Origin of the sequence: Rhodohalobacter sp. 614A (assembly GCF_021462415.1) — a bacterium.
Lineage (GTDB): Bacteria > Bacteroidota > Rhodothermia > Balneolales > Balneolaceae > Rhodohalobacter.
The window spans coordinates 18,170-41,425 of the sequence record NZ_JAKEDS010000003.1; the positions used below are offsets into that span (position 1 = coordinate 18,170).

General features: G+C 42.7%; 21 protein-coding genes. 18 read left to right on the forward strand and 3 right to left on the reverse strand.

Features of this window, described 5'->3' with window-relative positions; genetic code table 11:
• Positions 1–3 precede the first annotated feature (3 nt).
• From L0B18_RS13830 to L0B18_RS13840, 3 genes are all read left to right on the forward strand, one after another.
• Complete coding sequence (locus L0B18_RS13830) at positions 4–2,238, forward strand: hypothetical protein (RefSeq protein ID WP_234572382.1); 2,235 nt, start codon at positions 4–6, stop codon at positions 2,236–2,238.
• Between the two features lie 165 nt (positions 2,239–2,403).
• Positions 2,404–3,459: a sugar phosphate isomerase/epimerase family protein gene (locus L0B18_RS13835; protein WP_234572383.1), complete on the forward strand. Its 1,056-nt coding sequence runs from the start codon at positions 2,404–2,406 to the stop codon at positions 3,457–3,459.
• Between the two features lie 106 nt (positions 3,460–3,565).
• Entirely contained in the window at positions 3,566–4,189 is a 624-nt protein-coding gene (locus tag L0B18_RS13840; protein WP_234572384.1) for a 3-keto-disaccharide hydrolase, read from the forward strand.
• A gap of 33 nt (positions 4,190–4,222) precedes the next feature.
• Here L0B18_RS13840 and L0B18_RS13845 read toward each other — a convergent pair whose 3' ends face one another.
• Positions 4,223–4,522 carry a hypothetical protein gene (locus tag L0B18_RS13845; protein WP_234572385.1) on the reverse strand — a complete coding sequence of 100 codons (300 nt, stop codon included), beginning with the start codon at positions 4,520–4,522 and terminating at the stop codon, positions 4,223–4,225.
• A gap of 199 nt (positions 4,523–4,721) precedes the next feature.
• Between L0B18_RS13845 and L0B18_RS13850 the strand changes: the two genes are divergently transcribed.
• The 12 genes from L0B18_RS13850 to L0B18_RS13905 all read left to right on the forward strand — a co-directional run bounded on the left by L0B18_RS13850 (position 4,722) and on the right by L0B18_RS13905 (position 19,121).
• Positions 4,722–5,105 (forward strand): hypothetical protein, encoded by a 384-nt coding sequence (locus L0B18_RS13850; RefSeq protein WP_234572386.1) that lies wholly within the window; start codon positions 4,722–4,724, stop codon positions 5,103–5,105.
• Positions 5,106–5,266: 161 nt separating this feature from the next.
• The gene (locus tag L0B18_RS13855; RefSeq protein WP_234572387.1) at positions 5,267–7,264 is read left to right on the forward strand and encodes a sensor histidine kinase; all 1,998 of its coding nucleotides are present in this window, start codon (positions 5,267–5,269) and stop codon (positions 7,262–7,264) included.
• Between the two features lie 240 nt (positions 7,265–7,504).
• Complete coding sequence (locus L0B18_RS13860) at positions 7,505–8,890, forward strand: efflux transporter outer membrane subunit (protein WP_234572388.1); 1,386 nt, start codon at positions 7,505–7,507, stop codon at positions 8,888–8,890.
• A gap of 40 nt (positions 8,891–8,930) precedes the next feature.
• Positions 8,931–10,142: an efflux RND transporter periplasmic adaptor subunit gene (locus L0B18_RS13865; protein WP_234572389.1), complete on the forward strand. Its 1,212-nt coding sequence runs from the start codon at positions 8,931–8,933 to the stop codon at positions 10,140–10,142.
• A 53-nt stretch (positions 10,143–10,195) separates the two neighbouring features.
• Positions 10,196–13,294 (forward strand): efflux RND transporter permease subunit, encoded by a 3,099-nt coding sequence (locus L0B18_RS13870; RefSeq protein WP_234572390.1) that lies wholly within the window; start codon positions 10,196–10,198, stop codon positions 13,292–13,294.
• 122 nt (positions 13,295–13,416) lie between these two features.
• Positions 13,417–14,487 (forward strand): family 43 glycosylhydrolase, encoded by a 1,071-nt coding sequence (locus tag L0B18_RS13875; RefSeq protein WP_234572391.1) that lies wholly within the window; start codon positions 13,417–13,419, stop codon positions 14,485–14,487.
• Positions 14,488–14,639: 152 nt separating this feature from the next.
• Positions 14,640–15,245, forward strand: coding sequence for a hypothetical protein (locus L0B18_RS13880; protein ID WP_234572392.1), 606 nt, complete (start codon positions 14,640–14,642; stop codon positions 15,243–15,245).
• 6 nt (positions 15,246–15,251) lie between these two features.
• Positions 15,252–15,551 (forward strand): winged helix-turn-helix domain-containing protein, encoded by a 300-nt coding sequence (locus L0B18_RS13885; protein WP_234572393.1) that lies wholly within the window; start codon positions 15,252–15,254, stop codon positions 15,549–15,551.
• A gap of 11 nt (positions 15,552–15,562) precedes the next feature.
• Positions 15,563–15,757 carry a hypothetical protein gene (locus L0B18_RS13890; protein ID WP_234572394.1) on the forward strand — a complete coding sequence of 65 codons (195 nt, stop codon included), beginning with the start codon at positions 15,563–15,565 and terminating at the stop codon, positions 15,755–15,757.
• Between the two features lie 79 nt (positions 15,758–15,836).
• The gene (locus L0B18_RS13895) at positions 15,837–16,415 is read left to right on the forward strand and encodes a hypothetical protein (RefSeq protein WP_234572395.1); all 579 of its coding nucleotides are present in this window, start codon (positions 15,837–15,839) and stop codon (positions 16,413–16,415) included.
• A gap of 22 nt (positions 16,416–16,437) precedes the next feature.
• The gene (locus tag L0B18_RS13900; protein ID WP_234572396.1) at positions 16,438–17,547 is read left to right on the forward strand and encodes a hypothetical protein; all 1,110 of its coding nucleotides are present in this window, start codon (positions 16,438–16,440) and stop codon (positions 17,545–17,547) included.
• Between the two features lie 251 nt (positions 17,548–17,798).
• Positions 17,799–19,121, forward strand: coding sequence for a TrkH family potassium uptake protein (locus L0B18_RS13905; RefSeq protein ID WP_234572397.1), 1,323 nt, complete (start codon positions 17,799–17,801; stop codon positions 19,119–19,121).
• A 194-nt stretch (positions 19,122–19,315) separates the two neighbouring features.
• On the opposite strand, the gene L0B18_RS13910 is transcribed toward L0B18_RS13905, so the two are convergent.
• On the reverse strand, positions 19,316–20,404 hold the full coding sequence (locus L0B18_RS13910; RefSeq protein WP_370647593.1) for an agmatine deiminase family protein: 1,089 nt from the start codon (positions 20,402–20,404) through the stop codon (positions 19,316–19,318).
• Positions 20,391–21,275 (reverse strand): carbon-nitrogen hydrolase, encoded by an 885-nt coding sequence (locus L0B18_RS13915; protein WP_234572399.1) that lies wholly within the window; start codon positions 21,273–21,275, stop codon positions 20,391–20,393. The genes L0B18_RS13910 and L0B18_RS13915 overlap by 14 nt, the downstream gene beginning before the upstream one ends.
• A gap of 53 nt (positions 21,276–21,328) precedes the next feature.
• Between L0B18_RS13915 and L0B18_RS13920 the strand changes: the two genes are divergently transcribed.
• From L0B18_RS13920 to L0B18_RS13930, 3 genes are all read left to right on the forward strand, one after another.
• A complete protein-coding gene (locus tag L0B18_RS13920; protein ID WP_234572400.1) occupies positions 21,329–21,568 on the forward strand; it encodes a hypothetical protein in 240 nt (79 codons plus the stop codon).
• A gap of 319 nt (positions 21,569–21,887) precedes the next feature.
• Complete coding sequence (locus L0B18_RS13925) at positions 21,888–22,367, forward strand: hypothetical protein (RefSeq protein WP_234572401.1); 480 nt, start codon at positions 21,888–21,890, stop codon at positions 22,365–22,367.
• A gap of 125 nt (positions 22,368–22,492) precedes the next feature.
• Positions 22,493–23,206, forward strand: a complete 714-nt coding sequence (locus tag L0B18_RS13930) for a hypothetical protein (RefSeq protein ID WP_234572402.1) — start codon at positions 22,493–22,495, stop codon at positions 23,204–23,206.
• Positions 23,207–23,256: the final 50 nt, after the last annotated feature.

Here is a 23,256-nt window from a genome sequence, read left to right on the forward strand (position 1 = left end):
ACCATGAAACTGTGGGGAAACAGAAACCTGTATATCTATATTGGCTTTTTTTTAGCTGCCATTGTATTTCTTCTGTTAACCGATCATAACCCACAGTCATCCGACGAAAGTAAGCCTGGAAAAATAGATCGCAAAGCTCTTGTTACTCGACATAATCCGGTCTTAACTCAGCCCAACAAACTCTCTCCTCTCTCAGTAGGAAATGGAGAATTCGCTTTTACAGCGGATATTACCGGACTTCAAACGTTTCCTGAATTTTACACCCGGGAAGAATCGGCGGCACCCGCTCCAGGACCCGACGGATTTCAGTCTAATTCGGAACTGGAAGGTTCTACCCCACTTGTTACCCAATCTCAATGGGGATGGCACTCCTTTCCAAATCCGGAGGAATTTAAGATGAGTGATGCAAAAGCATCTTATGATGCAAATGGTAAAATTGTGCCTTATGCAAGCAGGCAGCACACTCCTTCGGGAGACTGGCTTCGGCAAAATCCACACCGGTTAAACCTGGCCCGGATTGGTTTTGAACTTAAAAAAGAGGATGGAACTGCTGTTCAGTTAAACGAACTTTCGAACATTCGCCAGGAACTGGATATGTGGTCCGGCACGCTGAACAGCCAGTTTGAAATTGAGGGTAAACCGGTTATTGTCCAAACAAGAGTTCATCCTGAATATGATCAACTTTCAGTTTGGGTTGATGCTTCGTCTCTCACTAATGAACAGGTGAAGGTGAACATTGAATTTCCGTATGGCCGTGGAGTTCATGTCGGCGATCCCTCTGATTGGTCAAGACCTGATCGACATCTAACACAGCAAATTGAATCGGGTTCGCAACATATCGTTTGGCAACGCATTCTTGATGAGGATGAATATTTTGTCGATTTGTCCTGGAATGCAAGCGCTCGGGTTTCGAATACTGAGAAACATCAATATCAACTGTCTTTCTCAGATGTGGCAGAACCTCTTTCATTCTCTGTGGCTTTTTCTGATGAACCCTTTTCAAATGAAGTACCCAAACCCAACCACGCCAAAGTTGCGAATGAAAACTACTGGCAAAAGTTTTGGACAGATGGCGGGGCAATTGATCTCTCTAAAAGCAGCGATCCCAGAGCCCATGAACTGGAACGAAGAATTGTACTATCGCAATATCTAACTGCAATTCAAAGCACCGGTACTCAACCACCCCAAGAAACTGGATTAACGTACAATAGCTGGTACGGAAAATTTCACCTGGAAATGCACTGGTGGCATGGTGTTCACTTTGCACTTTGGGACCGGCTGCCACTGTTTGAGAAAAGCCTTGAATGGTATTCAAAAATTATAGACAAAGCTAAACAAGCAACTGAATCACAAGGATATGAAGGTGTTCGATGGCCAAAAATGGTAAGTCCGGATGGACGGGACTCTCCCTCAACTATTGGTGTTTTTCTGATCTGGCAGCAACCTCATCCAATCTATTATTCGGAACTGATTTACCGAGAAAAATCAACGCCCGAGACTCTAGAAAAATACAAGGATATAGTATTTGAAACAGCCGATTTCATGGCTTCATATCCAAGTTGGATCAAGGAAAAAAGCGAGTATCAATTAGGTCCACCTCTTATTCCTGCCCAGGAAATTTTTCCACCTGAAGAAACTTTCAACTCCGGGTTCGAACTCGCATACTGGAAGCTTGGTCTTGAGACGGCTCAAAAGTGGAAAAAACGACTTGGCATGGAAAGAGATTCCACATGGCAACACATTCTGGATAATCTTCCGCCAATTCCTGAAAAAAACGGACTCTATGTAAATGCTGAATCAGCACCAAACACATTTTTGGATCCTGAACAGCGAAGAGATCACCCCACCCTTCTCGCGTCGTGCGGATTTCTTCCCTGCGTTCATGCCGACAGAGAAAAAATGCGACAAACACTTCATAAAGTAATGGAAAGCTGGAACTGGAACCACACCTGGGGTTGGGACTATCCCCTGGTTGCAATGACTGCCGCTCGCGTTGGAGAACCGGAACTGGCCATTGAAGCTCTAATGATGGACGTTCAAAAAAATACCTATTTACCAAACGGACATAATTACCAGGATTCCAATCTAACTCTTTACCTGCCGGGAAACGGAGGACTGTTAACAGCCGTAGCTATGATGGCTGCCGGATGGGACGACGCGCCTGATATTGATACACCTGGATTTCCGCAGGATGGAAGCTGGGTAGTGCAATGGGAAGATTTAAAACCATTTCCCTGATCAAACAAAATCCCGCTAAAAAACTCTCCCCATTTCAAATCCAATTTACATCTTATTGCAGATTTGTACTTTAAAAATCCTTTTTTTACATAATGAAACAATGTCTATCAAACTTCTTGCGAATCAGCAATCGGAGCTTGAAAACCTCAACCAAAAATGTGCTTTATGAATAACAATAAGAAGAATAAAAATTCAGTATCGCGTCGCCAATTCATCGGGACTTCATTGTCTTTGGCTACGGGAATGTTTGTTGGAGCCGGTTCAGCTTTTGGCGCCCCTGCGTTTATTAAAAACCTCGCCAAACCTGATTCCAAAATAAAGGGTGTACAAATTGGGACAATCACATATTCGTTTCGAAGCATGCAGGACCAGAGTGCAGAAGCCATTCTAAAAGCTGTTGTTGACACCGGAATCAGTGCCGTCGAACTCATGGGTGATCCTGCCGAACTATACGCAGGCCGTCCTGAAAATCCTGTGGATCGCTGGGCGTACTTCTCCCTGATGAGAAAATCCAGAGATGAAGCCCTGACGAACGAAGAACAACAACAAATGGAACAGATGCAGGCTCAAATGGAAGAATACAATCAACACGTGGCCGAGTGGAGATCCCGTGCTTCCATGGATAAATTTGTGGAACTTAAAAACATGTTTAACGATGCGGGTGTAAGTATCTATGCATGGAAACCAGATGCGTTTAATGCAAATAGCACTGACGAAGAAATCAATTATGCATTTGAAGCGGCAAGGGCTCTGGGCGCAAAATCCTGTACACGAGAACTGCCTGAAGAGGCATCGCTTTCTGACCGGTTGGGAGAGATTGCTTCAAAACATGAAATCTACATGGGCTATCATAATCACACGCAAGCCACGCCCACCCTTTGGGATACAGCACTTCAACAGTCTCAATACAATTCCATGAACTTAGACATTGGTCACTGGGTGGCGGCCGGCAATCCAAGCATTTTGGATTTCATCCGTGAAAAACACGACCGGATTACAAGTATTCACGTGAAAGATCGTCAAATTCCCGACAACGGAGCTGGTAACCTTGTGTGGGGTGAGGGTGATACACCTATCGCCGAAGTACTCAACTTAATGAGTGAAGAAAGTTACTCTTTCCCTGCCACAGTTGAACTCGAATACCAGGTTCCGGAAGGGTCGAATGCCGTAGCGGAAGTAAAACGATGTTTCGAATATTGCAAAAATGCTTTGAATGCTTAAATAAGCGATTCGTTTAAAACCCTCCTGAAAATATCGGGAGGGTTTTTTATTGATTAATTATATTTTGTCTGTAGCAAATCGCAACTAATGCACAGACTGTTTACCTATGAAGAAAATTGCACTTCTACTTTTCCCTTTCATCCTGTTTACATTTTCCACGTTTGCACAATCTGCAAATGAAGATTGGATTTCTCTCTTTGATGGCGAATCTTTTGATGGCTGGGAAGCAGCCGAGAATCCTGAAACGTTCTCCATTGAAGATGGGAAAATTGCAGTTCACGGACCGCGGGCCCACCTGTTTTATATGGGGGCGGCAGAAAATCATGATTTTGATGATTTCGTTTTCAAAGCTGATGTTATGACAACACCCGGTTCCAATTCAGGTATCTTCTTCCACACCCAATATCAAGAAGAAGGATGGCCGGCACACGGGTATGAAGCCCAGGTAAATAACTCTTTTGATGCAGATCCCCGAAGAACGGCAAGTTTATATAATGTTGATGATAACACTGAAGTTATCTTTCCTGATGATGAATGGTTTACCATGACCATTCAGGTGGAAGGCCAACACATCACTATTATGGTAAATGATGAAGTGATAACAGATTACACTGAACCGGAAGATGTGGATCGGGGGACGAATGTTCTGTCCAGCGGCACGTTTGCCTTACAAGGACATGATCCTGACAGTAAAGTCTATTTCAAAAATATAAAGGTGAAACCCCTGTAAGGATTTCACCTTTTTAAAGAAATTTCTGAAAGATCAGACTCGCTCTTTGGTTAGATTTTCATTTAACCAGAGACGAGCTTCCTTTCGGGACATATTCCTGTTCTTTAGCTCATCTTGTAGCAGCTTCTCAATTTTTAAAGCATGCTTTTTGTCGGTTATTCCTTCCCGATCGGTATAATCATTAATGAATGACAATACCTGATCTCCATCTTCACTTCGAAAAATCTGACTATCCGTCTCGCCCTTTGTTGTGGCTGAGCTACGCGGTTTTTCAGCTCCTTTCGGTTGCCATGAGTAATCGTATTTTAGGTCACTTCTGTCTATAAGTGGCATAATTCTCTGATGTTTAGTTATCCTTTCCGCTCTCGTTACTATTCATTCAACAATGATCCGGAAGGAAATGTTTCCAGATCTTTTTGGAGCATTCTTCAAACCAATTCTATTTATTTAGCAAGAATTTGGGATAAATTATTGTGGATTTGATGGAGAAATTTGCAGATTTGCTTTAACCATAAGTAATAAAAAAATATCCATGAAATTTCGCTTCCTGGTTGTTTTCTTTTTCATACTTCTTTCCGCGTGTCAATCCGCGCCTCAGTTGCAAGAAGGCTTTTGGACGGGCTCACTCACACCAATGAATCATCCCGAAATGTCCAATCCGATGGGATATGAAGTATCTTACATTGACAGAGCTCTTACCATTCATATTGTCGGTCCCGATTCCTCTCTTATACCAACCGATAATACTCGCATCGAAAATGATACACTCTTTTTTCAATTCATTGAACCTGAAGAACGGGTAACGCTGGATTGTGCTCTCGCTCAACATGAAAGCGCGGAACAGGGATTTTCCGGTCGCTGCACGGATCAGTCTGGCAAATGGGCCCGATTTACAATGATTCCACCAAACCATTAGATTTTTAGTACTTTTGATAAACTGTCTGTCCTCAGGCAACACAATTTTTCGCTTTGGAAAGCTGATTAACCATCGTTTTCGAATTATGAATTCCCTGCCGGATTTGTATTAGAATTTTTTAACTTTATGCAAATCATCATTTAAGTTTTAATGAGTTCTGTATGCACTCTTTCGACGAAATAGTAGTATCCAAACCGGAAGAGATTGAAAAAAGACTGAGACTACTCCATAAAATTGTCTCTCAAAAAAGTCACAATCTCGATGATCACCTTTTCAGAGCTCTGAAAATGACTACCCAATTGCTTGGAATGGAAGTCGGTATTCTAAGTTCAATATCAGGAGATACTTATACGGTAATTAATCATTATTCAAAAAATAGCGGGCTCGAAAACGGTCAGACATTCAATCTTGGTGAAACCTACTGCAGCATCACGATTGAAAAGAACAAAGTTGTAGCTATTAATGAAATGCAGTTAAGCGAGCATCGCAAGCATCCCTGTTACGAGGTTTTTAAACTCGAATCGTATATTGGCATCCCTATTTATATTGATGATCAACTTTACGGTACGATAAACTTTTCAAGTCCAGACCCAAAAAAACCGGGCTTTTTAGAAGCAGATAAAACTTTGGTTAAGCTACTTGCAGAATGGACGGCTTCCGTTATCCGAAGAAAATCGATCGAAGAAAGCTATAAGGAAAGTGAAAAGTTATACAAGCTCATATCTACCAACTCGGCCGACCTTATTTGTTTGCATGATCCCGATGGAAAATTTCGTTTTGTTTCCCCCTCTTCTGAATATCTTTTAGGCTATAAACCTGCAGAGTTACTGGGGAAAAATCCATACGAATTTCATCATCCGGAGGATATAGAAAGAGTAAAAGAACAATCTCATAATCAGGCATTAGAGAATAATCTTATAACGAGCATTCAATACAGATTTAAAAAGAAAAACGGGGAGTACATCTGGCTCGATACTGCCACTCAACCTATCAAGAATGACAAAGGAGAAGTCATAAATTTACAGACGACTTCAAGAGATATTACTGCTCGTAAAAAGCTGGAAATATTATTCTCTGAAGCACAGCAAATGGCTAATGTTGGTGGATGGGAATTTGATATAAAAAGTGGAAAGCTGACCTGGACGGATGAAGTTTACAGAATTCATGAAAAACCCGTTGGAGAAAAAGTTTTTGTTGAAGAAGGACTGAGCTATTACCCTAGCGATGCCAGGACAAAAATAGAGGAAGCAATTGAATACACCATGGAAACGGGAAAAAAATATGATGTTGCTCTCCCGTTTGTAACGGCAAAAGGAAATCATAAATGGGTACGTGCTATTGGCCAGGCACTTTTCCTTGAGAAAAAACCCTACAAATTGAGAGGGACTTTCCAGGATATCACGAAGTACAAGGAGTACGAACAGAAAATCAAAGACCAAAATACCCGGTTGAAAGAGGTCACCGAAACCCGTGATAAATTATATTCCATTATTGGACATGATTTAAAAAACACCTTCTTCGGCCTGTTTGGTTTGATCAGTATGATGAAAGAGAATACGGAAACAAACGAGCAATCTTTTGACGAACTAATCGAACATTTTGACCTGCTTCAAACCTCAACAAAACAAGCGTATCAACTTTTAGAAAACCTGCTTGAATGGATAAAAATGCAGCAACATAATGTCTCATTTATTCCGAGAGAAGCAAACATTGCCGAACTCATTCAGGAAAGTATCGACGTTCAGGTAGTTGTAGCTCAAAACAAAAACATATCAATTGAGACCAGTTTAAGTGAATGTCCACCTGTTTCTTGTGATCCTGAAATGATCAAAACCTGTATGAGAAATCTTATTTCAAATGCCGTGAAATTTTCGCCTTTCAATTCATCCATTCAAGTTTCTGCATTTCCAACAGAAAGTAATATTACGGTAAGTGTCAAAGATTCTGGTATCGGCATGCCCGAAAAGGTGAGACAATCTTTGTTTGACCCGGCAAACCGGCCTAAACGTCAGGGTACAGATAGTGAAAGAGGAACCGGTTTGGGGCTGCTGTTATGCAAGGAATTTGTGGATCTGCACGGAGGTACAATTGAGGTAAACAGCACAGAAGGTAAAGGTTCCGAGTTTGTCTTTACTATTCCATTCCAAAACAAGTTGTAACTCCAAAAACTGTCCCTAAAATCCAATTTCCCTTCCTGGATTTATAGGTTTTTAGCTTTTCCTAAACTTTCTTTGACAGGAGTTTGTTACAACATTCAGATCCCTGAAACATCGAACTTTGGAGATTTAATCCGTGCTTTTCGTCTCTTCAAAGTTCCTATAGATTTGTCTTTTATTTTTCCGACCGGTAAAGAAAAGTGAATCATTCTATTCACTAAAATCTGAGTTAATCTCTGCATCATGCCCCGAAGACGAGCACATATTTGGTTAACAACATTTTGGGGAATGGCTGTATTCATCCTGGCCGGTTGTGGTACACAAAAAGAAATTGATGCGCCCGTAGAAATACCCGAAGCATTTTCAGCATCAGGCAGCGAGGTAGTACCTGACAAATGGTGGACAACCTTTGAGGATGAACAACTGAACGCTGCTATCGACACAGCCATGCAATCGAACTTCGATCTTCTAACGGCCTGGGAGCGTTTGAGAGCGGCGAAAGCTGTTGTGGATCGTGAATCCTCTTCCCTCTTCCCTTCTCTGGAGGCATCAGGAACAGGAGAATTAAACCGGTTCTCAGACAGTTCTCAGGATTCCGAACAAATCCAGCTCGGCCTTTCATCGGTTTATGAAATTGATCTCTGGGGACGAATTCAATCCAGCGTTGATGCGGAGCGATATCGTGCTCAAGCCACACTCCTGGATTATCAGACTGTTGCCCTCTCTCTTGCAGCAGAAATTACACGAACCTGGTACCAGCTGGCTGATGGACAAAACCAACTACAACTCATTGAAGAGCAGATCGAAACAAATGCCACCGTTCTGGAACTGATTCAAAACCGGTTTGAAATCGGACAAATACAAAGTGTGGATGTACTTCGGCAGCAGCAACTTTTGGAAGCATCACGCGAACAGAAAACGTATGCGGAAGCGAGAGTACAATTACTGGAACATCAACTTGCAGTACTTCTGGGAGAAACTCCGCAACATGGTACCGAATATCGCCCTGTTGATCTCCCCGAATTGGCTCCCTTGCCCGAAGCCGGGGTTCCAACAGATTTGGTTCGAAGACGCCCTGATGTTCAAAGTGCTTATTCAGCATTATTGGCTGCCGATCGTGATCTTGCTTCAGCCATCAGTAACCAGTTTCCAAGATTGACGATCTCGGCTTCTGCAACCACTTCTGCGGACAATGCCGGAAGTTTGTTTGAAGACTGGGCTCTTTCTTTTGCCGGAAACCTGTTGGCTCCCATTTTTTACGGAGGAGAACTCCGGGCTGAAGTCAACCGAAATGAAGCTGTAAAACAGCAGCGGCTCTATGAATACGGACAAACCATTCTAACTTCATTTCGGGAAGTTGAAGATGCACTTGTTCAGGAAAAGAACCAGGTGCAAAGTATTCAAAGTATTGAACGCCAGGTAGAGCTGGCTACAAAAGCATACGAACAATTACGGGTACAATATCTGAATGGAGGGGGAAATTATTTAGATGTATTAACGGCTCTTGACGGAATTCAGCAATTGCGCCGGGATCTGCTATCAGCCCGGTTAACGCTGGTTGAATATCGTATTGCACTCTATCGTGCACTCGCCGGATCATTTGAAACGGAAATGATGGCCCGGGAATAGATGAATAATTGGTTTAAGAAATAATTTCGATCACATATTTATGGACTGGAAAAAGACACTCTTTATTTGCCTGGGTATTTTGATTGCGGGGGCGGCAATAACCCTGCTGATTTTTTCGACTGAGCCTGAAGCTACACGTTCTGGTGCCATGAAAGAAACCGCAATGCTTGTTGATGTTGTGGAAACAGAACGAGATACCTTCACTCCTACAATTAGTGCGATGGGGACGGTTCAGCCCTCCCAGGATATTGTTTTAAGCCCGCGGGTAAGTGGAGAGATTACCAGCCTTTCGGAGAATTTTACACCCGGCGGATATGTGGAAAAAGGAGAAGTACTTTTACAGATTGATCCGGCCGACTACAGAAATATCCTTCAACAAAGAAAAAGTGAACTCATGCAAGCCGAAGCCGATCTGAATATTGAAATGGGTCGGCAGGAAGTTGCCAAACAGGATTATGAACTCCTGAACGATTCACTAACCGGAGCCAATCGAAATCTCATTTTGCGGGAACCACAACTTAATGCGGCACGATCGCAAGTTGAATCGGCCCGGGCTGCTGTGGAACAAGCCGAATTGAATCTTCAGCGAACAACAATTCGAGCTCCATTCGACGCCTATATTCTCACAAGAAATGTAAATATTGGTTCTCAGGTTGCCTCCGGAGATGAGCTCGCCCGGCTTGTCGGCATTGATGAATATTGGATTGAGGCAGCCGTTCCACAAACCAGCCTCCGATGGATTACAGTCCCTCGAAATGGAGGGACAGGATCGCCGGTAACCATTCGAAATCGAACCGCATGGGAACCGGATGAATCTCGGGAAGGAACGCTTTTCAGGCTGGTGGGTGCGCTCGAAAATGAAACCCGAATGGCCCGGGTGTTGGTTTCTGTACCTGATCCGCACGGATACTTGTCCGGAGATACAACCCAACCCCGATTAATGATCGGGTCGTTTGTGGAAACGAATATCGAAGCTGAAAGGCTTGAAAATGTTATTCGTATTAACCGTGATTACATCCGCCAGGATGATACAATCTGGGTGATGCAAAACGATTCGCTTGATATCCGGGATGTTGAAATCATCTTTCGGGATGCAACATATGCGTACATCACCGAAGGTCTTAATGATGGCGAGAAAATTGTAACAACGAATTTATCAACCGTTGTGGATGGATCTCCCTTAAGATTGGAAAGTGCCGATAGCGCAACTGAGACCGCCTCAGCAGATACGCTTTCAAATTCTGATATGTAAAAAGTTCAGCCTGTGTCCCAATTGATATCCATCTATCTCAAATATATTTTTGAATGAGCATAAACGACTCAAATAACAAATACTCAGGACCCATCGCCTTTATGGCGAAAAATCCGATTGCTGCCAATCTGTTGATGATTATTCTGATTGTGGGCGGAGTCTGGACGGCATTCAACATGCAGAAAGAGGTATTTCCGCAATACCAGCTCGATATTGTGGAAGTGAGCGTTGTTTATCCCGGGGCTTCGCCTGCAGAAGTAGAGCAGGGAATACTTCGCCCGGTTGAAGAAGCCATTCGAGGCGTTCAGGGCATCAAAGAAGTTACTTCTGAAGCCCAGGAAGGATCCGGACAAATCTCCATCGAACTGGTGGTTGGTACTGATCGGATGAAAACGTACCAGGATATCGATCAGGCAGTAAATCGTATTCGCACATTTCCTGATAATATTGAAGAACCGGAAGTTCAGCTGCAATCAAATCAGCAGGAAGTTATGACCATTGGCATTTACGGGGATGCCGATATCTGGACATTGCGAAAACTGGCTGAAAGCGTTCGTGATCAACTGATGAGCCACGAAGAAATTACCCAGGTTGAAATTGGAAACGTACCCGATTATGTCACGCATGTTGAAATTCCAAGAGATCGCCTGCGGGAATATGGGTTAACTCTCGGTGATGTTGCCAATCTCATTGCACAATCCAGTGAAGACATCCCCGCCGGAGCTGTGGAAACCAGTGCCGGAGAAATTCTCCTCCGAATGCAGGAACGCAAACAGTGGGCGGACGAATATGGAAATATTGAATTAATTGCCTCTGAAAACGGAGGAAGCGTAACTCTCGCCGTCATCGCCGACATTACCGATGGATTTGAAGAAACCGGATTCCACGGAGAATTTAACAGGGTGCCAACGGTAGATCTCGAGATCTACCGAATCGGAAGTCAATCGCCTCTCACCATCTCGGAAGCTGTTGTGGATATCCTGGATCAGGCTCAGTTAACTTTTCCTCCCGGTGTTCAATACCGTATCGACAGCAGCGCTGCAGACGATTTCCAAGAACGTCTTTCCCTGCTAATGGAAAACGGCGTGCTTGCAATCATCATCGTAATGGTCATACTTGCACTCTTCCTTGAATACAGGCTGGCTTTTTGGGTGATGATGGGAATGACCATCTCTTTTGTAGGTGCAGTTTTATTTCTGCCGCTTGCCAATCTCAGCATCAATATGATTTCGATGTTTGGCTTTCTGGTAGTTCTTGGAATTGTAGTGGATGATGCCATTGTGGTGGGTGAAAATGTGTACGAATATCGCGAACGAGGCTACAGTTTCCTGGATGCAGCCATTGAGGGAACAAAAGACATGGGACGCCCGGTTACTTTTGCGATCCTTACCAATATTATCGCATTTGTTCCCCTGCTCTTCATGCCTGGTGTCACCGGCAAATACTGGTGGCCCCTTCCTGCTGTTGTGATTATTGTACTGGCCGTCTCACTTTTCGAAGCACTTTTTATTCTTCCGGCCCACCTGGCGCATAGTACCAAAAAAGAGCGATTTAAAATCGGCGATACCATCCACAAATATCAGCAGGCTTTTGCAAAACGTTTCAATCATTTTGTTGATACAAAATATCGCCGCTTCCTCGATACCTGCCTTCAAAACCGGTATATAACTTTAAGTATTGCAATTACTTTGCTCATTATTGTGGGAGGATATGGTTACAGCGATCACATGGGAATGGTCATGATGCCCGAAGATGCAGCCGATGAAATTGAAGCGGGAGTCAGTCTGCCGGTTGGAACCACCCCTACTCAGGCGGAAGCTGTAGCCATTGATATTACAGAAGCTACCCACCGGATGTTCGAAGAACACAATTTATATGAAGTAGCCGAAGGGATTAAAACCAATGTCCGTGGCCAGAGTTTTATTGATGTGGAAGTCGTCATGAAACCGCCAGACGAACGGGAAATGACCGCCCAGGAAGTGATTGAACTCTGGCGCGATCAGATTGGAGACATTCCCGGTGTAGATCAAATTACATTTGAAGCAGAACGCGGGCCGGGCGGTTTTCTTCCTGACATCAGTGTTGACCTGAGCCATTCGGATATCAAAGTACTCGAAGCGGCCAGCGAGGCATTTGTTGAACGGGTAGAACAATACAACGAAACTCGTGATGTAAACGATAATTACAATCGCGGCAAAACCCAGTTCGATTTCCGGCTTCTTCCCGAGGGGCGAAAACTTGGCCTCACCCCCGAAGATGTTGGGCGACAGTTGCGTGATGCTTTCTACGGAGCTTTGGCAATGCGGCAACTTCGTGGTACAAACGAGATTGAAGTCCGTGTAAAACTTCCGCGATATCAGCGGCAGGATATCTACCATCTCGAAGATTTCGTCATTCAAACGCCGAGCGGCGTTGAAGTTCCTTTATTAGATGTAGTAAGTATTGAGGAAGGCGAGGCATTCACAAACATTAACCGGCGGGATGGACGTCGTGTTGTGAGCGTCGGAATGGACGCTGAACCGGCAAGTGCCGTTACCAGGATTCTGGAATCTATTCAGACCGAAACCTTGCCGCAACTCCGGGCAGACTTCCCCGGAATTACCTGGAGTTTTGAAGGCAGCCAGGCGGAAATGCGTGAATCTACATCCGCACTTTGGGGCGGCTTTATGCTGGCTATGTTTGTGATTTATGCACTTCTGGCTATCGCATTTGGAAGCTATATTCAACCATTGATTGTAATGGGTGCCATTCCATTCGGAATTGTCGGGGCGGTTATCGGCCATATTTTATTGGGATATGATCTTTCACTGGTTAGCCTGATGGGTGTTATCGCTCTTTCAGGAGTGGTTCTGAACGATTCATTGATTATGATTGACTACGCAAACAAACAGAGAGATAAAGGTCATTCTGCTTTTGAAGCTATTCACGAAGCAGGACTTCGCCGTTTTCGTCCGATTATGTTGACAACCTTTACAACGTTTGGAGGCCTGACTCCTATTATTCTTGAACAATCGCGACAAGCCATTCAATTAATTCCAATGGCAATCTCTCTCGGGTTCGGTATCGTGTTCGCGACTTCCATCATCCTGGTGATTGTTCCTTGTCTTTATATGATTATGCAAGATGCAATCTCCGGATTGAAAACGGCTTAATTGACTATGGGGAATCTGTGAGATGGACTTACCACGGAATATCTTAGTGCGGTTTTTTTCAAATCACTATCTTTCTATGTACAAAGATTGATCGATAACTGATTGAAATCAAAAAGATTCGAATGAAAAATTATTCCTGTTTTTCCTTCAGCCCGAAAAACCACTATAAACTGCCTTATTTATTACTGGTGATTTTCTTCTCATTCGCTTCAAGCCCTTCGCTGTTTGCACAAACTTCAAATCCTAATATCCCTTCAGCCCCGCTTTTTGAAGACCCGATTTTTGCCGGTCCGGCTGATCCCACTGTGTTCTGGAATTATGAAGAAGAAAACTGGTGGATGATTTACACTCAAAGAAGAGCAAACTCAAATACTCCGGATTTAGCCTGGGTTCATGGAACGGCAATTGGCGTGGCATCATCCGATGACGGAGGAATAAACTGGACTTATCGTGGAACGCTCGATTTAGATTATGAACCGGGCCACAATACTTACTGGGCTCCGGATCTGTACTACGAGAATGGAACCTATTACATGTATGTGAGCTTCGTTCGGGGCATTCCAACAAAAAACTTTGATGACGAGCATAAAATCATCCTGTTTACCGCCAGTTCTATGTGGGATCTCTCTTTCAAAAAAGTAATAGATCTGCAATCAGCCAGAGTGATTGATCCGTCTGTTATTAAGCTTTCCGAGAACAAATACCGGATGTGGTTCAAAAATGAAAATGCAGGATATACTACACATTACGCCGACAGTAACGATCTGTTGAATTGGACTCCCAAAGGCCAGGCCGAAGAAAGAACAAATACCGAAGGCGCCAATGTTTTCCGATGGCAGGAAAAATTTTGGATGATAACCGATCCCTGGGAGGGCATTGAATTGCTCAGTTCTGATAATGCTGTAAACTGGGTAAAAGAAGGAATGATCTTGAGTGAGGTGGGACAACGAAAAGATGATACCGCAAAAGGCCACCATGCAGATGTTGTTCCGGCCGGAGAATTTGCATATGTCTTCTATCATGTAAATCCCCAGGAAAGTTTTGGCCCCACTACCTCCTGGGATACCATTGGCTTCACGCAGCGAAGGTCTGTGATCCAGGTGGCGCTACTTAGAATTGAAGGCGATTCCATCGTTGTTGACAGAGATCAACCCTTTCCTTTGGAGTTACAGATTCCTGATATCGATCCCTGAGAATTCTGGTTCTACTTTATTCAGAACATTTCACATTCGTCTTACTCTGATCGTTTGATATTCTCATCTGATAAAGAGACTACAATAAAATTACGTAGAGATATTGCATTTAAAATTTCTGTACTTTAACTTTGAAATAAAAAGTACTTTTCATGAAAGAAAATCAGGACTACATTAATGATATTGCCGAGATACGCTCCATGATGGAGAAATCTTCAAAATTCTTATCCCTCTCCGGTTGGGCTGGAATCATGGCGGGCATTTATGCTTTAGTGGGAGCTACCATTGCTTACAGTTTCTTTGATTTTAACCCCGACGAAATTTTTTACAGCTCCCCCTCCCTGCCAAATGTGATGCTTCTGGCCATAGTGATCCTGGTTATGGCACTTTTATCAGCCATGTTTTTTTCTTGGAAAAAGGCGAATCATGAAGGCGAAAAAATATGGAATGCTACTTCACGGCGGTTATTAACCCAGATGATGGTGCCATTGGCTGCGGGCGGAATACTGATCCTGGTTTTAATCTCCAAAGGATTGATCGGACTTATTGCCCCGCTGTCACTCCTGTTCTATGGACTTGCATTATATAATGCCGGAAACACCACCATTTTTGAAGTTCGCTTGATGGGCTATGTCCAGATCGCTCTTGGTTTGATAAGCGCACTGTACATTGAGTACGGATTGATTTACTGGGCTGTCGGGTTTGGTGTCATCCACATCGCCTACGGAATTTACATGCATTTCAGGTACGAACGGTGATCCATTGTGAAAATAGCCATTGATGATTTACATAAAGCATTTGAAAGCCGTGTGAGGCTGGGCATCATGTCTGCACTCGCTGTAAATGAAAGCCTTGATTTTACCTCACTGAAAGAATACCTGGACGTAACGGATGGAAATCTTGCCACTCATCTCAAGAAACTTGAAGATGAAAATTTTATTGGCGTGGAAAAATCCTTCATCGACCGCAAACCCAATACGAAATATTACATGACAAAAGAAGGGAAAAAAGCCTTCGATGAACACCTGAAAGTACTTGAACAGATCATCCAATCCCGCAAATAATAAAAACGCCTATGAAGACAAATAACTCAACGAAACTAAGAATACAGATCCTTCTGTCAATACTGATCATCGTACTGGGAATCGCCTTGATGCTGATAAAAATAGTAACAGACAGTGAGCCGGGAGCCATTCCTCTTTTACTGATTGTACTGGGTACTGCATGGTATTTCGTCACACGCAATCAGATGCGGACTGAACCTGCATGAATCAAAAAAATTTAACCCTTTACTTTGAATTTCAAAGTACTTTCATTCAATAACACATAATTAAATACCAACAATAAATATGAAAACAGAAAAAAACCTTTTCCAATCCGTTCTCTTTCTTTCTCTTATTACCGCGGGACTCTTACTTATCCCATTGATTGCCATGCAATTCACCGAAGAAGTTGTCTGGACTCTTGGCGATTTTGTGTTTGCCGGAATCCTCATTTTTGGAACAGGACTTACATATAAACTTGTCACCAGAAAATCGGAAAAACTTGCATACAAAATTGCATTCGCCATGGCCTGCGCTACCGGCTTTTTACTTGTCTGGGCAAATGGTGCCGTCGGCATTATCGGAGCTGAATCCAATCCTATCAACCTGTGGTTTTATGGTGTCCTTGCAATTGGATTGATCGGTGCGTTCTTAAGTCGCTTTCAACCCAAAGGAATGACGCTTACTTTATTTGTTACGGCTGTCGGCCAGGCATTGGTGGCTGCTATTGCAATCGGCGGCGGATATTATCAGGCTCCTACAAGCCCGGTTGTGGAAATTCTGGGAATCAACGGTTTCTTTATCCTCTTGTGGATTAGCTCAGCCATGATGTTCCGCCATGTGGCTGAGGGAAACGGTGAGCCGGACTTGAAAGCTGCCGCCTAAACATTTAAAGGGAGATCAAACCATGACAGAACCAGTAAAACCAAATATCGCTGAAAGTAATTATCAGGAAGGGATTCTTGTCTTCGGACTGGCCTTTGCAGCCGCTTTACTCATCAAACTTCCATCTTTCTTTGGGATCGACCTCGATCAGAATGATGGATTTTACATCCGCAATTTAAGCCTGTTCGTACTTCCAATTTTATCAGGTTATTTTGTTTGGAAACGAAGGCCAGATACCCGAATTCTCCCCTGGCTTGCTTTGTCTTTTGCTGTTGCTTTGGTTTTTGCCAACAGTTATCCATTTGAGCCTGAGGGACATACCGAAGCTCTTTTCGCAATGCATCTCCCCATTGCCCTCTGGTTGATCGTGGGCATCGCTTATACCGGCGGACAATGGAATAAAGCTGCGGAACGAATGAATTTCATTCGTTTCTCGGGAGAACTCTTTATCTATTACGTTCTGATTGCTCTCGGCGGAGCCGTCCTTATGGGATTTATGGCCATGATTTTCCAAACAATTGATATTGACATTGAACCGTTTTTCGAATCCTGGGTTTTGCCATGCGGAGCCGTCGGAGCTGTAGTCGTTGCTTCCTGGCTGGTAGAAATAAAACAAGGTATTGCTGAAAACCTGGCTCCTATATTGGCGCGGCTCTTTACGCCTATGTTTGCAATTGTACTTATCACTTTTCTCGGAACTCTTCTTTATACCGGCCAACCGCTTGAGATCGAACGAAACGTACTTATCGCTTTTGATTTATTACTCGTCGTAGTGTTGGGACTTTTACTTTACTCCATCTCTGCCCGAAAGCATGAATCACCTCCCGGTTTATTTGATATCATTCTAATTGTGCTACTAGTGAGTGCACTGTTTGCGGATGCCATCGCGCTCGGGGCAATATTCGGCCGAATCACCGAATTTGGCTTAACCCCGAACCGAGTGGTAGCACTGGGAATGAATGTGATTCTACTGATCAATCTGGTCTGGTCTGTCGTACTCTATATTCGGTTTATGCGCGGCCGGGCATTGTTTTCATCTCTTGAAAAATGGCAGACCGATTATATTCCGGTTTATGCAATTTGGGCAACGATTGTGGTCATTATTTTCCCGCCGTTGTTTGGATATATTTGATACTGTTAATCCTTTGATTTCATATTGAAACATTTCTCTGATTTTACATTTTCCTTGTTCCCAAGCTCTGCTTGGGAACACACATTTGAAGCCCTGCTTCCCTTCAAAAAAAAGGAGGACAGCTCTCATATCCCGTTCTAAACGAAACATTCGGGATGAATCAATCCCTCCAAAATGACTACAATTTTTCCATTGACAAATCTGTGGAAAAAGCCATAACATTAGAGAGTTTTTGACTTATTTGTCATTTTATGAAAATTGCATCAAATAAATTCATCGAGAATGCCTCTGCCGGGAAGCTCATTCTCCTTGGATATTTGCTCATTCTGCTCGCCGGTTTTATCCTGTTATCTCTTCCCTTTAGCGTCAGTACAACAGTCACCTCACTCGACCATTTTTTCATCGCCACATCGGCCCTGTCCACTACAGGATTGGTTTCTGTTGGCATAAGCGAAAATTACTCGTTTTTTGGAGAACTGGTCATTTTGCTGCTTATTCAGTTGGGCGGAATCGGTTATATGTCCCTCGGATCTTTTATTATTTTAGGATCCAAGAGACGAATATCAAAAACCGGTGTCAAATTACTCGAATTTGATTTCAGCCTTCCCAAAGGATTCAGCATCCTTCACTTCGTAAAAAATGTCATCTGGTTCAGTTTGCTAATTGAATTGGCAGGTGCAATTTTTCTATACTTCATTTTTCTAAACCAGGATGTCTCGAACCCGATTTGGAATGCTATTTTTCACAGTATCTCAGCCTTCTGCACAGCGGGATTTAGTCTATTCAATACCAGCTTTGAAGCATTTAAGGATCATTTCTGGCTAAACCTGGTGATCTCCGCTCTTTCTTTTTCTGGTGCTATCGGGTTTATCGTATTCTCAGATGTTTACGAAAGGCTTGCCGGACGCAAAAAGCAGATCACATACACCAGCCGAATCATTCTCCGCTTCACAATCATCATGATCGCATTTGGAACGGTGATTCTTTTTGTTTCGGACTCAAACCTGCTGCAATATCCTGCCTGGGAACGGCTCATGGTTGCCGCATTTCAGAGCATGACAGCACTAACTACCGTGGGATTCAACACGTTTCCCATCCAGGATCTGCTTGGGGCTTCCATATTTCTGATAATTATGCTAATGCTCATGGGCGCTTCACCTTCGGGAACGGGTGGAGGTATCAAGTCCACTACAATGACAGCTTTGTATGCAGAAGTTATTTCAACACTGAGAGGAAAGAAAAAAGTTACCTACCTCGGCAGAATCATCCCCAGTCACAGGATTAAAATGGCATCCAGTAACTTCTTCTTCTATACCTTCATCCTGACCTGCGGAATTTTTCTTCTTTTGCTGACCGAATCACATCCCGTCTTTGATACCATTTTCGAAGCAACGTCTGCTTTGGGAACCGTCGGGTTGAGTACCGGTATCACAGGAAGTTTATCACCGCTCGGCAAAGTGATTATTATTATCCTGATGTTTCTTGGCAGGATTGGCCCACTTTCCATTGGTGTGGCTCTTATGACCGTGACCGATGAAGATGCCATAGAATCAGAGCAGGATATTGCGATATGATTTGATAAATCAGAAGCTCAGAATCTTGTCTTGTTCCTTGTTCCCAAGCTCTGCTTCCCTTCAAAAAGAAGCGGAGCTTAACATTCCGTTCCGAACGGGACGTTCGGAACGAGTAAAAGAGTAAAAGAAGTTTTCGACTTCATTCTTTCGCTACCGCTCTTTCTTTGCGCTCAAACTGACAGTTTTTTATAAAGCTAAACCTTCGGTTCCTGCTGACTCAAACAATGAAAAGATCCCAATCCCCAGATAATATCAATCGAATTAATGCCGACTACTTTACGATTCGGAAAGTAATTCTGCAGGATGTCCAACGCCTTTTCATCATTCGGATCGTCAAAAACCGGGACAATCACATAGTTGTTGCAGATATAGAAATTAGCATAGGAACATGGAAGACGCTGTCCCTGGTAATACCGAGCTGATGGCATCGGTAGTTCCACAACATTCAGTGGTTTTCCCTCTTCGGTTTTCAGGATTTGCAATCGCTCCAGGTTTTCCCTCAGCGGTTGATAATTTTCATCGGAAGAGTCTTCTTCAACAACCGTAACCACGGTGCCCTCATTTACAAATCGGGTCAGGTCGTCGATGTGTCCGTCGGTGTCATCGCCCACAATTCCGTCCCCCAGCCAGAGAATATTTGTCACGCCATAAAATCCCCGAAGGTATTCTTCAATTTGCTCTTTTGTGAGATGTGGATTGCGGTTTTCATTCAGCAAACAAGACGTCGTGGTGAGCACGGTTCCCTTTCCGTTGAAATCCACCGATCCGCCTTCCATCACAATATCGACAATGGTAAACGGCAGTTTTTTTTGCAGCGCTATTCTTCTCGGAATCGCATCATCCAGATCATACGGCGGATATTTTTCGCCCCAGGCATTGTATCCCCAGTCCACAATTATTTTGTTGTGATCAGCTTCCGGATTCACCAAAAACGCCGGGCCATGATCGCGGCACCAGGCATCATTCGTTGGATTCAAATAGAAAAAAATCCGGTTCATATCAGCCCCGGCTTTTTCAATTACCGAATATGCTTCTTCAGCCATTTTTTTATTGCCGACGTTGATATTCACCTTCTCCCCTTCCGCCACCAACTTTATGAACTGAGTATAGGCTGGAAAAATACTTTCGATCTTGCCCGGCCATGTATCAGGATTGTGAGGCCAGCTCAGCCAGGTCGCTTCGTGTTCGGCAAACTCCGCGGGAAAATAGTAGCCTTTTTCGGCAGGAATCCCTTCAAACGTTGGCTTTGGATCGGGATTCTCAGGAGCTTCAACGAGATTCATCTTCATCTAAAAACCTCTTGGTGATGGGATCATATGAGTCGATTCGACGATCTCTTAAAAACGGCCAGTGAGTTCGGTATTCGTTGGATTTGGTCATGGAGAGAGATTCCACGTGCACTTCTTCGTCTGTATGAGAAGCCTGGTATAAAATCCGCCCGAATGAGTTGGTGACAAACGAACCGCCCCAGAAATTCATCTCGCCTTCGGCACCCACACGATTCACAGAAATCACGGGGATTCCGTTGGCCACAGAATGCGACCGCTGAATGGTTTGCCACGCCTGGTATTGTTCGTTATTGGTTGGATCATCCTGCGAACGATGCCATCCGATTGCCGTGGGATAGAACAACATCTCAGCCCCTTTTAACGTCGTAATCCTGGCGGCTTCGGGATACCACTGATCCCAGCAGATCAGCACGCCAATCTTTGCAAATTTCGTATCGAAAATCCGGTAGCCGGTATCGCCGGGTGTGAAGTAGAATTTCTCGTAATAACCGGGATCATCCGGAATATGCATTTTGCGATATTTGCCGAGATACGAACCGTCAGCATCCAGCACCGCGGTGGTATTGTGATAGAGCCCTTCCGCCCGTTTTTCAAACAGCGATGCGACAATGACCACACCCAGTTCACCGGCCAGTTTCCCAAGGGCCTCCGTACTGGGACCGGGAATTGGTTCTGCCAGTTTAAAATTGTCATAGTCTTCCACATCGCAAAAATAGAGCGACCGAAACAGCTCTTGCAGACACACAATTTGAGCGCCTTTCCCGGCAGCTTCTCTCACTTTTTCGATGGCTTTAATCAGATTTTCTTCGGAATTTTTTGTACAACTCATTTGTACGATCCCAACGTTCACATTTCGTTCTGACACGATCAACTCCGTTTATTTTATTCACTGCTAAAGTTAGCCAATAAACCGCGTTGTTGAAACAGGCGAATGTTGGATTTCAGATTGGAGAGTTGACACGATTGATGTATACTCTCTCATCAAAAAGAAAAAGAATGGACGAAAAAATCATATCTAAAGATCGGGGTTTTGCAATCGGTTTAATTTTGGGCCTGATAGCTGGCGTCCTCACCGGAGAACTGGTGTACGGACTTTTAGGCGGATTACTTTTCGGGCTTGGGATTCGTGCATTTTTGGGGCAGAGAGAGAATGATTGATTTTAGCTTTCCATAAACAAAAATCGATTCATCATTATTCGATTCTTCAATATCCTTCCTTCTTCTGAGAACCACACGACTATGTAGTTAGACTTCTATCCTTTGTGAATATTTTACTTATAAAATATTCGATAATAACGGTTATTGAATGGGATTATCGAATACTTTGAAATTAGAATTTCCAAACAATTTGGGGATTATCACTCATTGTTCTTAATTGGTAAGACATATGTTATGTTTCTTTTCAGTCTACTATTAAAAATCGAGTAAGATATATATAAACCATTTTATTAAATGAAATTTTAACAAATACTTGCGTATGGAAATTTTAATAATAATCGGGATCATAATAATTGCTTGGTGGCTTTTTAAAAGCAATAATAATTCAACTTCCTCTTCGCATGGAATAGATAATATTTATTATTCGGGGGCACAAGCGGTTATCTCGATAATTGATAGCCATATACAAATGCAAGGAGGTAAAGATTCTCTGCCTGCAAAAGCTAAAGATTCTTATTCACTTGGTTACATAGCTGGTATGCTGGATGCTTCACTTCATAATCTTGCCCAAAAAAATTTAGAAAAATTTATAGAGGTTTTGTCCTTTACCTTGAATTCTTTATTCGGCAATAGTGAAGGAAAACGATTAATACTTAAAGTTTTTGATTTACTCGAAAATCCAGACCAAGTCTATTATAAAGCAATGGAAGATGGAGGAAATGAATTTTTAGATTTTATTAGAGGAAATATTCATGCGCCAACTGGTTGGGCATGGTATATTATGGATCACAATTTTTAGTATCAGGTGATAAAGACTGCAATAATGGAGAGAAGTATGTTGGTTTTAGGATTTCACTTATTGCTTTAGGAAATGTTTTATTTGTTAGTTCTTGGATCTCTAATCATTAAAAAAAATTACTTCGCATGAGAATTTTTATTTACGCTTTAATAATTATCTCATTGATCTCACTTTCAGCAATATCTTTTTTTTATTTAGGGTCTGGAAATACTCAAGAGTTTTTTACAAGTCTATCAACAAATATTATTGCCATTGTAATCACATTAGCTGGTGTTGAAGGAATAATCTGGTTACACGAAAAAAGAATATGGGAAAAAGTTGATTCTAAGGTACTCGAAGATATTTTATTAATAAATATGGGATTAATTGGCAGAATCAACGACTCGCTCAAAATTCCCAAAGAACTGTTTGACACAAAAAAACTAAAGAGTTCGGATTGTAACGTTCGCAATAATGAATTAGTAACTTTTTTGGCCGAAAAAATGACAGATGAGCTCATTTTGGACAAAGTGAATTCAGCAGCGGATACATCAATACTAAAAATAGAATCGAATTTTCAGATAATATTACAGGAATACAATTCAATTCTAAATACTTTTGGGTCTCGATTTGACCCTAAAATCTTAAATCCACTTTTAGATCTTAAAAGAACATTATTTACGACTATTGAATTTATTCGATCATTTAAAATAGAGTCGGATATTTTTATGTCAGAGAATATTAATTTCAATTCACACCTTACAGGTCGAATTTCAAATATTAAGAAAAGCTTAATTGTCTTAATACTTGAATTGAATAGTGAAATTGATTACAACAAATTAAGCCGTCAAGAAACATAACAAGCATTTCCTGCTGACGTGCAAGTATTTTTAGCTTTATTTCAAAATTG

What these genes read in the sequence shown, in the direction of transcription:
- L0B18_RS13830 (WP_234572382.1), top strand. Translation starts at nt 4, where the DNA reads ATGAAACTGTGGGGAAACAGAAACCTGTATATCTATATTGGCTTTTTT.
- L0B18_RS13835 (WP_234572383.1), top strand. Translation starts at nt 2,404, where the DNA reads ATGAATAACAATAAGAAGAATAAAAATTCAGTATCGCGTCGCCAATTC.
- L0B18_RS13840 (WP_234572384.1), top strand. Translation starts at nt 3,566, where the DNA reads ATGAAGAAAATTGCACTTCTACTTTTCCCTTTCATCCTGTTTACATTT.
- L0B18_RS13845 (WP_234572385.1), bottom strand. Translation starts at nt 4,522, where the DNA reads ATGCCACTTATAGACAGAAGTGACCTAAAATACGATTACTCATGGCAA.
- L0B18_RS13850 (WP_234572386.1), top strand. Translation starts at nt 4,722, where the DNA reads ATGAAATTTCGCTTCCTGGTTGTTTTCTTTTTCATACTTCTTTCCGCG.
- L0B18_RS13855 (WP_234572387.1), top strand. Translation starts at nt 5,267, where the DNA reads ATGCACTCTTTCGACGAAATAGTAGTATCCAAACCGGAAGAGATTGAA.
- L0B18_RS13860 (WP_234572388.1), top strand. Translation starts at nt 7,505, where the DNA reads ATGCCCCGAAGACGAGCACATATTTGGTTAACAACATTTTGGGGAATG.
- L0B18_RS13865 (WP_234572389.1), top strand. Translation starts at nt 8,931, where the DNA reads ATGGACTGGAAAAAGACACTCTTTATTTGCCTGGGTATTTTGATTGCG.
- L0B18_RS13870 (WP_234572390.1), top strand. Translation starts at nt 10,196, where the DNA reads ATGAGCATAAACGACTCAAATAACAAATACTCAGGACCCATCGCCTTT.
- L0B18_RS13875 (WP_234572391.1), top strand. Translation starts at nt 13,417, where the DNA reads ATGAAAAATTATTCCTGTTTTTCCTTCAGCCCGAAAAACCACTATAAA.
- L0B18_RS13880 (WP_234572392.1), top strand. Translation starts at nt 14,640, where the DNA reads ATGAAAGAAAATCAGGACTACATTAATGATATTGCCGAGATACGCTCC.
- L0B18_RS13890 (WP_234572394.1), top strand. Translation starts at nt 15,563, where the DNA reads ATGAAGACAAATAACTCAACGAAACTAAGAATACAGATCCTTCTGTCA.
- L0B18_RS13895 (WP_234572395.1), top strand. Translation starts at nt 15,837, where the DNA reads ATGAAAACAGAAAAAAACCTTTTCCAATCCGTTCTCTTTCTTTCTCTT.
- L0B18_RS13900 (WP_234572396.1), top strand. Translation starts at nt 16,438, where the DNA reads ATGACAGAACCAGTAAAACCAAATATCGCTGAAAGTAATTATCAGGAA.
- L0B18_RS13905 (WP_234572397.1), top strand. Translation starts at nt 17,799, where the DNA reads ATGAAAATTGCATCAAATAAATTCATCGAGAATGCCTCTGCCGGGAAG.
- L0B18_RS13910 (WP_370647593.1), bottom strand. Translation starts at nt 20,404, where the DNA reads ATGAATCTCGTTGAAGCTCCTGAGAATCCCGATCCAAAGCCAACGTTT.
- L0B18_RS13925 (WP_234572401.1), top strand. Translation starts at nt 21,888, where the DNA reads ATGGAAATTTTAATAATAATCGGGATCATAATAATTGCTTGGTGGCTT.
- L0B18_RS13930 (WP_234572402.1), top strand. Translation starts at nt 22,493, where the DNA reads ATGAGAATTTTTATTTACGCTTTAATAATTATCTCATTGATCTCACTT.